The organism is Bacillus sp. JJ664, from assembly GCF_036962205.1.
Classification (GTDB): Bacteria; Bacillota; Bacilli; order Bacillales; family Bacillaceae_G; genus Gottfriedia.
The window spans coordinates 1-12,989 of the sequence record NZ_JBALMS010000115.1; the positions used below are offsets into that span (position 1 = coordinate 1).

17 protein-coding genes are annotated in these 12,989 nt (G+C 32.6%); 10 read left to right on the plus strand and 7 right to left on the minus strand.

Features of this window, described 5'->3' with window-relative positions; genetic code table 11:
• Window positions 1-91: 91 nt before the first annotated feature.
• The gene (locus tag V7056_RS16495) at window positions 92-334 is read right to left on the minus strand and encodes a YkuS family protein (RefSeq protein ID WP_087999823.1); all 243 of its coding nucleotides are present in this window, start codon (window positions 332-334) and stop codon (window positions 92-94) included.
• A 104-nt stretch (window positions 335-438) separates the two neighbouring features.
• On the opposite strand from V7056_RS16495, the gene V7056_RS16500 reads away from it, so the two are divergent.
• From V7056_RS16500 to V7056_RS16540, 9 genes are all read left to right on the plus strand, one after another.
• The gene (locus V7056_RS16500) at window positions 439-567 is read left to right on the plus strand and encodes a YuzL family protein (protein WP_087999824.1); all 129 of its coding nucleotides are present in this window, start codon (window positions 439-441) and stop codon (window positions 565-567) included.
• 173 nt (window positions 568-740) lie between these two features.
• A complete protein-coding gene (locus V7056_RS16505) occupies window positions 741-1,652 on the plus strand; it encodes a DUF1835 domain-containing protein (protein ID WP_499703509.1) in 912 nt (303 codons plus the stop codon).
• 59 nt (window positions 1,653-1,711) lie between these two features.
• Window positions 1,712-2,686 (plus strand): DMT family transporter, encoded by a 975-nt coding sequence (locus V7056_RS16510; protein ID WP_499703510.1) that lies wholly within the window; start codon window positions 1,712-1,714, stop codon window positions 2,684-2,686.
• Window positions 2,687-2,803: 117 nt separating this feature from the next.
• Window positions 2,804-3,742, plus strand: coding sequence for a DNA-3-methyladenine glycosylase family protein (locus tag V7056_RS16515; RefSeq protein WP_499703511.1), 939 nt, complete (start codon window positions 2,804-2,806; stop codon window positions 3,740-3,742).
• Between the two features lie 135 nt (window positions 3,743-3,877).
• A complete protein-coding gene (locus V7056_RS16520) occupies window positions 3,878-4,507 on the plus strand; it encodes a thermonuclease family protein (protein WP_499703512.1) in 630 nt (209 codons plus the stop codon).
• Between the two features lie 203 nt (window positions 4,508-4,710).
• Window positions 4,711-5,061, plus strand: a complete 351-nt coding sequence (locus V7056_RS16525) for a VOC family protein (protein ID WP_499703513.1) — start codon at window positions 4,711-4,713, stop codon at window positions 5,059-5,061.
• Window positions 5,062-5,185: 124 nt separating this feature from the next.
• A complete protein-coding gene (locus tag V7056_RS16530) occupies window positions 5,186-5,530 on the plus strand; it encodes a cupin domain-containing protein (protein ID WP_499703514.1) in 345 nt (114 codons plus the stop codon).
• Between the two features lie 87 nt (window positions 5,531-5,617).
• Window positions 5,618-5,863, plus strand: coding sequence for a hypothetical protein (locus V7056_RS16535; RefSeq protein ID WP_499703515.1), 246 nt, complete (start codon window positions 5,618-5,620; stop codon window positions 5,861-5,863).
• A gap of 24 nt (window positions 5,864-5,887) precedes the next feature.
• Window positions 5,888-6,307 (plus strand): hypothetical protein, encoded by a 420-nt coding sequence (locus V7056_RS16540; RefSeq protein ID WP_499703516.1) that lies wholly within the window; start codon window positions 5,888-5,890, stop codon window positions 6,305-6,307.
• Between the two features lie 50 nt (window positions 6,308-6,357).
• Here V7056_RS16540 and V7056_RS16545 read toward each other — a convergent pair whose 3' ends face one another.
• Together V7056_RS16545 and V7056_RS16550 are read right to left on the minus strand one after the other, a co-directional pair.
• Window positions 6,358-7,869 carry a flavin monoamine oxidase family protein gene (locus tag V7056_RS16545; RefSeq protein WP_499703517.1) on the minus strand — a complete coding sequence of 504 codons (1,512 nt, stop codon included), beginning with the start codon at window positions 7,867-7,869 and terminating at the stop codon, window positions 6,358-6,360.
• Between the two features lie 295 nt (window positions 7,870-8,164).
• Complete coding sequence (locus V7056_RS16550; protein ID WP_142283084.1) at window positions 8,165-8,305, minus strand: lmo0937 family membrane protein; 141 nt, start codon at window positions 8,303-8,305, stop codon at window positions 8,165-8,167.
• Window positions 8,306-8,479: 174 nt separating this feature from the next.
• Here V7056_RS16550 and V7056_RS16555 point away from each other — a divergent pair, with 174 nt between their 5' ends.
• The gene (locus V7056_RS16555; RefSeq protein WP_499703518.1) at window positions 8,480-9,394 is read left to right on the plus strand and encodes a sensor domain-containing diguanylate cyclase; all 915 of its coding nucleotides are present in this window, start codon (window positions 8,480-8,482) and stop codon (window positions 9,392-9,394) included.
• Window positions 9,395-9,454: 60 nt separating this feature from the next.
• On the opposite strand, the gene nadE is transcribed toward V7056_RS16555, so the two are convergent.
• Genes nadE through V7056_RS16575 form a run of 4 tightly spaced genes read right to left on the minus strand, consistent with a single transcriptional unit; the run spans window position 9,455 to window position 12,915 of the window.
• Complete coding sequence (gene nadE / locus V7056_RS16560; protein WP_499703519.1) at window positions 9,455-10,276, minus strand: NAD(+) synthase; 822 nt, start codon at window positions 10,274-10,276, stop codon at window positions 9,455-9,457.
• On the minus strand, window positions 10,273-10,905 hold the full coding sequence (nadD, locus tag V7056_RS16565) for a nicotinate-nucleotide adenylyltransferase (RefSeq protein ID WP_499703520.1): 633 nt from the start codon (window positions 10,903-10,905) through the stop codon (window positions 10,273-10,275). Before nadD ends, nadE begins: the two co-directional genes overlap by 4 nt.
• Window positions 10,898-12,367: a nicotinate phosphoribosyltransferase gene (locus V7056_RS16570; protein WP_499703521.1), complete on the minus strand. Its 1,470-nt coding sequence runs from the start codon at window positions 12,365-12,367 to the stop codon at window positions 10,898-10,900. The genes nadD and V7056_RS16570 overlap by 8 nt, the downstream gene beginning before the upstream one ends.
• Window positions 12,364-12,915 (minus strand): cysteine hydrolase family protein, encoded by a 552-nt coding sequence (locus tag V7056_RS16575; protein WP_499703522.1) that lies wholly within the window; start codon window positions 12,913-12,915, stop codon window positions 12,364-12,366. The genes V7056_RS16570 and V7056_RS16575 overlap by 4 nt, the downstream gene beginning before the upstream one ends.
• Window positions 12,916-12,989: the final 74 nt, after the last annotated feature.

The following is a 12,989-nucleotide window of genomic DNA, read 5'->3' on the forward strand; positions in this document are numbered from 1 at the left end:
AAAGGGTAAGCAAAATTTCTATTAAAATTTTGCTTACCCTTTAATTGGAATGATTCTTCATACTTTTTAATATGGCTGGTAGTTTACAGTATTATTGAAATCTGCTTTCAACTTGTTGACAAACTTCCTCTGCAGTTAGTCCGCTTGCTTCAATTACAGATCCTTGTGTTGATACATTTTGCATACCCATTACATTTGAATCAAGACCTGTAACAACGCAGCAATCACAACCATTTGCATCAGATTCCTGTTTTAGTTCAATAACTTCATGACCTTTTTCACGTAATACTTGTTGTACATTTGTTAAAGATTGCTCTACTCCAATTTTTGCCATTCGTAAACACCTCCTCAGGAATATAAGATTTACTATTTTTAGGAAAAATATTCTTAGAATAAAGATGTTTCATAATAGAAAAAGTAAAAGTGGAGGTGTGTGAAATGGGAAAAACAAAAAAAGATCCTTCTAGAATTGGACTAGGATCATCGCATGTTCAAGGTCAAGGTACAACTACAAGTGAAACTGGTGTAGAAAAGTCATCTTCTAGAAAAAAACAAAAAAGAGACTAATACGAATATGGATTTAGAAACCATCTGTGATCAGATGGTTTTTTGTTTGGAAAGGCTTTTAATTTCACATGTACAAGGAATAAAGAATAGTTATGGAGAATTAGAATTAGTAATTTTAAAATGATATTCAACTAAATGAGATCATGAAAATTCTAATAAAGGGTGGTAGAAATTTGATACATATCGTAAACGGAGATGTAGTTGGAAACAAACTTAATCTAGAAAAAGTAATTGTTTGGCGAGAGATGTATGATGTTGGCCCTTTTAACTTAATGTGGTCAAACGAAGAGCTTTATCAAAATAGAGCAAGTTTCTTCGAACAAAAATGCAAGATTCCATCATCGTTTTTTGTGAAGAATTGTATGGATCAATTTAATCATCTTAAAGAATTGTCAAATAAGGAAGAAGTTGTACTTTGGTTTGAGCATGATCGGTATGATCAAATTATGATGATTTATCTTTTGACAGAGCTATCTTCATTAGGTTTTCAAGACATTTCGTTAGTAAGTATAGATCGGTATCCGGGTATTGAACCTTTTCATGGACTAGCTCAATTAACAACAAATCAATTAATTGAACTTTTACCAAATAAGAAAACTGTAACAACTAAACAGATTGAGGAAGCAATAACAGTATGGAAAGCTTATCAATCGAATGACCCAGAACATTTGAAAAAGTGGATTCAAAATCAAAAACACGAACTTCCATTTCTTAAACAAGCGATGATGTCACATGTAAGCTATTTTCCCTCTACTGATTCAGGATTAAATGAAGTAGAACACATAGCTTTATCACTTCTTAGGGAGGGCAAGCTTCAGTTCAATCAACTATTTAACAAAGTTTCTAGTTCCAGATTATATGATGGAATTAGTGATTTTTATTTTGCTTCATTATTAAACGAATTAATGCTTGGAAAATACCCATTAATAACATCAGATTCAAATTTGCCTAATTTTGAACATCCAATCTCTACTGCGATATTGGAAATTACACAAAATGGTTTAGATGTATTGGAAGGGAAAAGCAGCCGATTCGATTTAATCGGAATGGATTGGTGGATTGGTGGAGTACATATAATTAGATGAAGATGTTACAATGAATACAATTTAAAAATCTGAAGTCACTGATAGATTGAGGTGAGGTCATGAGACCAGTTGTACTAGGGATTTTATCGGCATTTTTTTTCTCGATTACGTTTATTTTAAATCGTTCCATGGAATTATCAGGCGGTAGCTGGATCTGGAGCGCTTCATTACGTTACTTTTTTATGGTGCCATTTTTATTGACAATTGTTTTCCTACGAAAAAATACTAAAGAGTTATTTGAACATATGAAAAAACATTTTGGTAGTTGGATCTTATGGTCATCTATTGGATTTGGATTATTTTATGCACCAATTTGCTTTGCAGCGATATACTCACCTGGTTGGTTAATTGCTAGCTCATGGCAAATTACAATCCTATCTGGTTCACTTCTTACACCATTATTCTTTATGACAATTAATACACCCAATGGAATAAAAAAGATTAGAATGAAAATACCATTTAAAGGCTTAGGCATGTCTATACTAATATTAGTAGGTATTGTCATGATGCAAGTAGAATTAGCTACTAAACTTTCAATCAAAACAGTTTTATTTGGAATCATACCCGTCATCATTGCTTCTTTTGCATACCCATTAGGGAATCGTAAAATGATGGAACTATGTGATGGAAAACTGGATGTTTATCAGAGGGTTTTAGGAATGACAATTGCAAGTCTACCAATATGGATTGTTTTATCTATATACGGAATAGGTACGGAGGGGCTACCAAGTAGAGACCAAACGGTTCAATCTTTAATAGTTGCAGTTTCCTCCGGTGTAATTGCCACTACGCTATTTTTTCAGGCAACAGAACTTGTTAAGAGAGATATGCAAAAATTAGGAGCGGTTGAAGCAACTCAATCAATGGAAGTATTATTTGCTGTTGCGGGTGAAATTCTCTTACTTTCTGCACCGATTCCTTCTATTATATCCTGGGTTGGTATGTTGGTTATAATGGTAGGAATGATCTTGCATAGTTATTTATCACAAAAAAAACATGTAGCACATCGAAGTAAAAAAACAGTAAATCTGTAATGAAAAATAGTACACCAAAAAATGAAGAATAAATTTGTTAAGAGACATTACTATGAGGCGGTAGTGTCTCTTTATGATTTTGTCTTCAAAACACAAGAAGGATAGAAGGTGAATGTCATGAATAAGGAAAACAAGGGAGCAAAAAACAATATATTTCTTGATGAACGAAAAAATATTGTCATCAATCCACCTGAAGATTTTCGTTTTAATGAGTGTTTAATCTTTTTAGGCAGATCGAATAATGAGGTTTTGCACAGTGTAGTAGATCATTCTTTTATTAAATTAATGAAAATAAATAACGAAATGGTTTTAATTAGGGTTTACGAAGAAAATGGAAATCTACTTATCGAATTTCAAAATCAACCTTCTAATGTAGAAATAAAATTACAAGCAGCCAGCTATATTTGGGATTTATTTGACTTGGATCGGGATTTAACTCATTTTTATGAACTTGGAAAAAAGGATGATCTGTTAGATTCGTTGATTGAAAAATATTATGGGCTTCGTTTAATCGGCATACCAGACTTGTTTGAGGCTTTATGTTGGGCAATTATGGGTCAGCAAATTAATTTAACGTTTGCTTATACGTTGAAAAGAAGATTTGTAGAAAAATATGGAGAAAAATTTAGCTGGCACGATGAAGTATACTTTCTATTTCCAAATCCGAATGTCATTGCAAAATTAGAAATCTCTGATTTAACAAGTCTTCAATTTACTCAAAGAAAGGCAGAATATGTGATTGGGATTGCCAAATTAATGTCAGACGGCAACCTTTCAAAAGAATTGATAATAGACAGTGGAGATTATGCACAGAAATGCAAACATTTAATCAGTATTCGTGGAATTGGAAATTGGACTGCTGACTATGTGTTAATGAAGTGTTTAAAGGAACGCGTAGCTTTTCCCATTGCTGACGTTGGAATACATAATGCGCTAAAAATTCAGCTTGCGTTAAATAAAAAACCTACAATCGAAGAAATCAAAGAACTCGCTAAAAATTGGGTCGGCTGGGAGGCTTATGTAACTTTTTATTTATGGAGGTCTTTATATAGTTAAAAACAATTACTTTTTCTATTAAACCTAATAAATATAGAAAAATCAATCGAAAATATAAAATTTCCCCGCATAACACTTACATTCTTATTTTTTCTTGTTAAAATAAGTGGACTATGTATTAAATGGGGGAACATCATGAAGAACATGTTTATCATCATATTAATTGCAATACTTGGGATTTCCGGTTGTAGTCAAGAGAACAAGACAGTTCAAGCTACGGCAGGGGAACAAGTTACTGTTGAGCTAACAAAATGCATAGACGGTGATACGGCAACATTTACAAAAGTAGGAACAACTAGGTTTCTTTATATCGATACGCCTGAAAGTACGAGAACCGTTGAACCTTATGGTAAAGAAGCTGCAGCATATACTTGTAATCTTTTAAAAAGTGCCAACGAGATTCAATTACAATATGATGGTCCAAAGAAAGATAAGTATGATCGAACACTTGCTTGGATTTGGATCGATGGTAAGTTATTACAAAGAGAAATCATTAAAAAAGGATATGTTGAAAAGTTCTATGACTATGGCACATATTCTTATGAAGCTGAATTAAGAGATTTACAAGCAAATGCAGAGAGACAAAAAGTTGGTTTATGGAGCAGCCAATCAGGAACAACTCCTAAACCTACTAACAAGAAAATAAAAGAATTTGAAAACTGTACTGATTTGAGAAAAGTGTATCCTAACGGGGTTCCCAAAAATCATACAGCTTATGAGTCTAATATGGACCGTGACCATGACGGTTTCGCTTGTGAAAGATAATGAAAAGATTATACAGCAAAGAAGTTAAACGTAACAAAGCAGATTCATAAAACTGAATCTGCATTTTTTTATCTAATTAAGAGATTACTAAAAAAGCTTAATACTTTCTTAGGAAAATAAGTGACTTAAATAAGGACACACAATTTGATATGATTAAGCTAAGTGGAAAATTTATACATTATTCTAAATTGGAGGATTGTGATATGAGAATAAAAGGTTTCGGTGGAATATTTTGGAGAACACAAGACGCACAAACTTTGAAGAATTGGTATAACGAGGTTTTAGGTATTTCAATGGGAGATTGGAATGGTACGATTGTAAAACCAGATGCAGACAACGAAACAATATTTTCGTTATTTAAGGAAGAAAGCGAGTATTTTCCGAAAGAACAGTCTGTGATGTTAAACTTTCAAGTAGAAAATATAAACGAGTGGATCGAGCATTTCAATAAACTTGGTGTAACACTCCTTAAAGAGCCGGAAGTAAGTGAATACGGCACCTTCATATGGATTGCAGATCCTGAAGGAAGATGGATTGAGCTTTGGGAGAAATAAATGAGAAAATGTTATTTGTCAAAAAATAGTGTTTTGTTCGATAGCATGCAAGGAATAAACGAAAACCGTACCGAATGTAAGTATTGTAATAGAATTTTAAAAGTTTCCGGTAGGGGTTATATGAATGAAAATCAGTAAAACAAATGCAGAACACTATATTTGGGGCGGAAATTGTGATGGTTGGCATCTCGTTAAAAATAATAATATTAGCGTTATTCATGAGAGAATGCCGCCAAATACACAAGAAGTAAGACATTATCATCATAAATCTAGACAATTTTTCTTTGTATTAAAAGGTTTAGCATCAATTGAAGTAAATGGAGAAATATTTGATTTATCGCAAAATGAAGGTATTGAAGTAGCACCACAAATCCCACATCAAATGTTTAATCACTCTGAAGCGGAAATTGAGTTTTTAGTCATATCACAACCTAATAGTAAAGATGATCGAGAAACGATAAGTTCGTAATGTAGAGAGATTTAGAAGAAGTAAGGAATTATTAGAAGAAGGTAGTCTGGTTGAATTGTAATACATTTAAATAAAAGGTGATTTCATTTGGTTAATATTGATAAAAGAAATAGGTTAGATGAGGAAATTTTCACATATCGAGTTACAAAAAACAATAATGTATTTATTGATTGGTGTGGAAAGCCCGTAACGACTTTAAAGGGGAAAGAGGCTGAGCGGATCATAAGTAAATTAAATGCTGCTGCTAATGAAAAAGAGGTACAGTTAATTTTAGCAAAAGTGACGGGAAATTTTAAACGAGGTAATGAACGTAATTCAAATGATAAAAAATGATGAATGTAAGAAAGGATAGTACAGATGATTCAGTATTTAAGGCAGTTATTTAGTAAAGGACCTTCTGATAAACCGTCTCTGCCAATTAGAGATACAAGGACATTATCGAAAAAAGAAATTGAATATGTGGTTAATGAGCTTTCAACTAAACAATCCAATTATATGAATGAGATAAAGAGCGGAAATATGCTAGCAGATGAAGCTGATATACAATTTCAACAATTAATTACAAATAGGTTAACAACTAATCTTACATACAGAATTCCAAGTTTAGATATTGAGTTAATATACTTAAATGCAATCTTAAAAGGCAAGAAAAATTTACAAGTTCAGTATCATTTATTTCATCAATTAAAAGAAAATGATACAACAGAATTAACGAATATGATTATGAATCAAGGATATTCATTTGTACCGACAGTAGGATATTTGAAAATAGGATGATTTATCAATAAAAAACAAGCCTGTATGTTTATAGAACAGGCTTGTTTTATTTATTTTGCTTCGTTTTCTGTTTCATGACTATCCGATAACTTAGGTAAATCATTTACTTCATATGCAACCCTAATGCCTGACTCAATAGCGCCTTGTATCCAGCCCGGTGTTGTTGAGGTATGATCTCCTGCAAAGTGTATGCTTCCTTGCGGTGTTTGAATGTAAGGGGCAATTTCTGTCTGTTGATCTGGTTTGAATATCGCAAATGCACCACCAGAAAACGGGTTTTCAGCCCAGCTAAAACTTGTTCCAGTAAGGTACTCATCATATATTTTTGGACCATATATATAAGCGAGATTTTCGAGTGAATCTGCAATTTTCTCCTGTTCAGTCAAGCTATCCCAAAGTGTTGCGTTATCTTCCCATGTATAGCTTGCTAAAAGCACACCAGGGCTTTCTGTACCAACTGATTGACTAGGAAAGTAAGCATAACGTACTGGTAAGTCGGAAATCATTTTTCCGCCAACAAATCCTTCTTTTTCCCAAAATCTTGTTCTAAATTGTAATGCTATTTTTGTAGATGCTACATAGTGTAACTGTCTAATTGCTTTGTATTTGTTATATGAAAATAAATCATGCGGGGTAACCTCGACAAAGTTTAATAATGAAAATGGAATTGTAATAATGGCGAGGTCTGATGTTGTTGTATAACGTTGTGATGTTTTTGTATCTACAGTATGAATCGTTACGTGAGAATCAATTTGTTCAATTCTTCGCATCTTTTGATTGAAGTAAAGATTTTCACTTAATTGTGGGAGAAAGGAAGCGGGAAGGTGATCGTTTCCTCCCTTAATTTCATAAAACTTAAGTCCTTCAGTAAATAAAATCATGACTTCCCGAAGAAGTGCAGTAAATGAAAGCTCTGGAAACCCCTCAAGCCCCAGCATAACCTTGATCATATCAATCGCACCAACGGATAATCTTCTACCAAATGGATTATATTTTAAATAATACTCCATAGAGTAACGATCAAATTCTTTAATGATGATATCCCAATTTTGTTTTGGATTTTTTTCGATAAAACTAGTTATAGGCTCCATAGCATATTTGGCTAAGGCATCAGCAGTTTTTCCTTTTTCATTTAGAGCTGTTGGAAACTCTAGTATATCTGGATCTTCTTCGTATATTGATTGAATTGTACGAACGCCATTGACGTAAATAATATCATTTGGCGTACTATTTATGAATTCTTCAATTGGTAAGTTAAACTTTTTAATATATTCAAGTACGAGTAAATGAATTGAAGGAATTCTCATTGCACCAAGCTCGACATACTGTCCACTATAAAATGATGATCGATTGGTAAATATGCGTCCACCGACACGATTATTTGCTTCTAATATAGTGACGTTATGCCCGGCCTCTTTTAACAGAGAAGCCGTTACCAATCCAGAAATCCCAGCACCGACTACAGTTATATTTTTAGGTACCAATGTTTTAGGTAATCCTGTTCGAATCGTTTGAAGCATTTGCTCCATAGTTAAAGGACTTTCCTGACTAACATCTGGCATAATGACTCCCCTTTAGAATTTAATCATATTCATAGAAGTTTATTCATTGCCAGTGATAGATAGAAGAGAATATTTGTTTAAGTAATATATCTGATGATCATGCCCCGCAAAAAGCGAGCACCCTGAAGTGGAAAAGAGTTTATTTATTTTAAATATCAAACAAAGTTCGGACAGATTATCAGATGAACTAGGTACAGAGAAATCAACGCATTCTCTATTTAAAGGTTTTATGAAAATTGTAAAAGAACTCAAAAAAAGAGCTTGTAATTAACAAGCTCAAGTACGAGAAATTAGTTTATGTTTTTCGTTTAAATAGGCGAACCAAGAATACGATAATTGCGATAATTAATACAAGATGTATTAACCACCCTGTAATATGGAAAACAAAAAATCCTAGTAGCCATAATACTAAAAGTATAATAAATAAAGCCCACATAGTATAATTTCATTCCTTTCTAATGTAACTGTATTAATACCTTCTCCAATTTTAAGTATCATATCCAATATTACGAAAGAAAATATTTTTTTGATGATATTAGTTGTCTTTCTATTAAGAAAAATTTGATACAATAAGTATTAAGAAATGATATAAAGTTCAGGAGAAAGATGAATGAAAAGATATCCAGTGGAAGATGCATTTAACTTTGAAGATGTTGCAAATGATATTTTGCAAATGGCCAATGATTTAATTGGAAAACATGAGTTTTTTGTTAGCTTTATTGATGAGAAGATCTTAAAGGTATTAAAAGTAAAAAACAAAATTTTTCTAGATGAAGGTATTATTATGCCTATTGAGGAGACGTATTGTCAGTACACTCTTCAAGGGAATGAACCAGTTCTTATTGTAAACAGCTTAGTAGACGAACGAGTAAAATTTCTCAATGCTACAATTACCAATAAAATGTGTTCGTATGCGGGAGTACCTATCATATTAAAAAATGGCATTGTATTTGGGACGGTTTGTGCCCAAAACAAAGAACCATTTCTTTTTGATCAAAAGACAATTAGTATACTGACAAGACTGGCAAAATTCCTTTCTTATGTTGTTGATCTTGAAACATTTATCATAAAAGATTCCTTAACAGGTTTATATAATCGTTATTTCTGGAATAAAATGATCGCACAACTAAATAGTGAACATACGGTCCATACTTTTTTAATGTTTGATATAGACAAATTTAAAAAAATAAATGATCAATTCGGACATGAAAAAGGGGATGAAGTATTAATTCAAGTAGGTGAGATTCTTCAAAATGTTATACCAAATAATGCATTTGCATTTAGATTTGGTGGAGATGAATTTGGCATATTATTTACTGAGAGTAACCTAGTAGAAACTGCCGATATCGTTAATGAGTTAATTGCTAAATGTGAAGAAATTAGACTAGATCAGAATACAATTGTTAATATATCTTGTGGAATCGTGGACACAAAAAAAGTAGACATATCAAAATTAATGGCTATTGCAGATCAATGTTTATATTTATCAAAAAAAGAAGCTACAAGCTTTGTAACACGAGCCTAAATCAAACGATAAAAAAGCTGCCAAAATCAAATGGCAGCTTTTGTTGGTTGCATTTAAAACTTAAAATTGATCAAATACAGTGTAAGGCATTTGTCTTTTATGTCTTGATTTATTAAACCATGATTCAATTTTAGATTGGGAATCAGCATTTATTTCTTTACCCTCTAAGTAATCATCAATATCATCATAAGTAACACCTAATGCCACTTCATCTGCCAATTGTGGTCGGTCTTCTTCTAAATCAGCAGTCGGAACTTTTTCATATAATTTTGGAGGGCAATTTAATTCTTTTAATAGCATTTTACCTTGTCTTTTATTAAGACGGAATATTGGCGTAAGGTCAGCGCCTCCATCACCATATTTCGTATAAAATCCAGTAATTGCTTCTGCTGAATGGTCAGTTCCTAAAACGACACAGCCTTTCATCGCAGCAATACTATATTGAACTTTCATACGCTCACGAGCTTTTTCATTGCCTTTTGCAAAGTCCGTTAATTCAATACCAACCGACTTTAATGTTGCTACACTTGCATCTACAGCTGCTTTGACATTTACTGTATACGTTTCTGTCGGTTGAATAAATTGAAGAGCGAGTTGACAATCGTCTTCATCCATTTGAACACCGTATGGAAGTCTTACAGCAATAAAGATATATTTCTTTTCTGATTGTTCTTCATTTAATTCATTAATCGCAAGCTGTGCAAGTTTACCGGTTAATGTAGAGTCTTGACCACCTGAAATACCTAAAACAAATCCATTTAAAAATGTATGTTTCTTTAAATAGTTTTTAAGAAAATCGATGCTTATTCTGACCTCTTCTTTTGGATCAATTACAGGCTTTACTTTCATTTCTTCAACAATTTCTTTTTGCAATGTATTCAATCTTCATTCTCCTTTTGTTGATATAAATTGTGCTTCTTAATATATGCATAACATTCTTCAGGCAATAAATATCTAGGCTCTCCACCTTTTGCGAATTCTTCACGAATATAGGTAGAACTAATCTCCATTGCTAAACCCTTATCTATCAGATGAAATCTTGTACCATTGTCATTATTTCTTAAAAGAGGGGAACGTGAAATTGTTTTAAGCATATCAATTCCATCACGGGCCATTACAATAAATTTATTTTCAGATACTAACTGGTCACCGTATTTCCATTTGCCATCTGCAATGTCTTCTAAAAGATCAGCTCCCATGATGAAATAAACTTCATCATCTTGGAAGGTAGATTTAAAATGATTCATTGTATAATAAGTAAAAACTTCCCAAGCTTCTTTATTCATTTCGTAATTATCAGCAATGAATTTTGGATTATTTTTTATAGCTAAACTCAACATATTCCATCTATGTTCATCTGTATTATGTAATTGCTTATCTCGACGTTTTGAAGAGCAAGGTAAGAAAATGACTTTATCTAACTTACAACGATGGGCAATTGTACTCGCAGTCCATAAATGAACATTTGTGATAGGATCAAATGAGCTACCATATATTCCGATCTTAGCCATTCTTTAATTCCTCAGTCTTTCTCCTAGCTTCCGCTATTTTCTCCATTTTGTTATTCCAACATTTCTCACTTAAATCTACCGGATATTCTTCAGGATTCAATGCACGTTTATATTCTTCCCAAAGTAATGATAGATTTTCTTCGGCAAATACTTGAACATCTTTAATATTTGGAATTGAATAAACCAATTCACCATTCTGAAAAATTTCATGATGGAGCTCTCTCGCTTCAAAATGTGTCACAAACTTACTGATATATGTATGGATTGGGTGAAATAATTTAATTTTTTCTTCTGATTCTGGATTTTCATCATCCAACGCAATATAATCTGCTTCAGCATGATGATTAATAGTGTTAATAATCCGATACAGTTTTTTATAACCAGGTGTCGTTACTTTTTCTGGATTTTGAGAGATTTTAATTGTATCAACCATTTGTCCATTTTCATCTTCAATACTGACTAATTTATAAACAGCCCCTAAAGCAGGTTGATCATATGCTGTAATTAGTTTTGTTCCAATACCCCAAGAGTCAATTTTAGCTCCTTGGGATTTTAAATTTAATATCGTATATTCATCTAAATCATTTGAAGCAATAATTTTAGTGTTTGTAAAGCCAGCTTCATCAAGCATTTTTCGTGCTTCCTTAGACAAATACGCTAAGTCACCGCTATCTAATCTAATTCCTGCAAAGTTGATTTTATCTCCTAATTCCTTAGCAACTTTTATGGCATTAGGAACTCCACTTTTAAGCGTATCGTAAGTATCAACTAAAAAAGTACATTGATAATGTCGATCTGCGTATTTCTTAAATGCAATATACTCATCTCGATATGCTTGAACTAGCGCGTGAGCATGTGTGCCTGAAACAGGTATATTAAATAATTTACCTGCTCTTACATTACTAGTAGCATGAAAGCCACCAATAAACGCAGCTCTAGCTCCCCAAATGGCTGCATCAAACTCTTGTGCACGCCTAGTACCAAATTCCATTAGTGTATCTTCACCAACGATATGTTTAATACGAGAAGCTTTTGTTGCGATTAAAGTTTGGTAATTTACGATATTTAATAAAGCCGTTTCAATTAATTGAGCTTCAAGAAGTGGTGCTTCAATTCGTAAAATTGGTTCATTTGAAAAAACCAATTCTCCTTCAAGTAGAGCTTTAACCGTTCCAGTAAATTTCACTGTAGATAAATACTCAAGAAATTCAGCTTCATAGCCTAGTTCATTCTTAAGATATTCTAAATCAGATTGACTGAATGAAAAGTTCTGAAGATAGTGAATGATTTTTTCTAAACCAGCAAAAATAGCATAGCCATTTCCAAATGGAAGTTTTCGAAAGTATAATTCAAAGACTGCTTTTCTATTGTGAATATTGTCTCCCCAATAAGTTTCGGCCATATTAATTTGGTATAAATCTGTATGTAAGGCAAGGCTATTATCATGAAAATTTGTATTCATCGTATTTCCGCCCCTAATGAGTTTTTAAAGTGACTTAAAGCCCATTCATGACCTGCTGCGTTAAAACTGGCTACAGCATTACTATGAATGACTAATTTATACCCCTTATTATAAGCATCAACTGCTGTATGTAATACACAAATATCAGTACATACTCCGATTAAATGAAGTTCACTAATATTACGTTCTCTTAGCTTTATTTCAAGATCAGTACCTGCGAATGACGAATATCTTGTTTTATCCATCCAATGGACGTTAGAAAGGTCTTTGGACTCCTCAAATATATCCTGTAATCCTCCAAATAAATTCCTTCCATTAGTGTGTCGGATATTATGAGGCGGAAATAATTTTGTTTCAGGGTGTAAATGGTCATACAGATCATGCACATCAACAGCAAATACAACATAATCATCTTGTTTCAAAAAGTTATTCGTTATTTGAATGATACTTTGTTCAATTTCTTGGGCAGGTTTCCCACATGTTAATGAACCATCAGCTGCTACAAAATCATTCGTATAATCGATAATGATCAATGCTTTATTATTCATTTACAGATCTCCCTAACTAATGAATTTTTGTGTTTGTAGAAAACTTCACAAAATAATTATAAAAAATACATAAT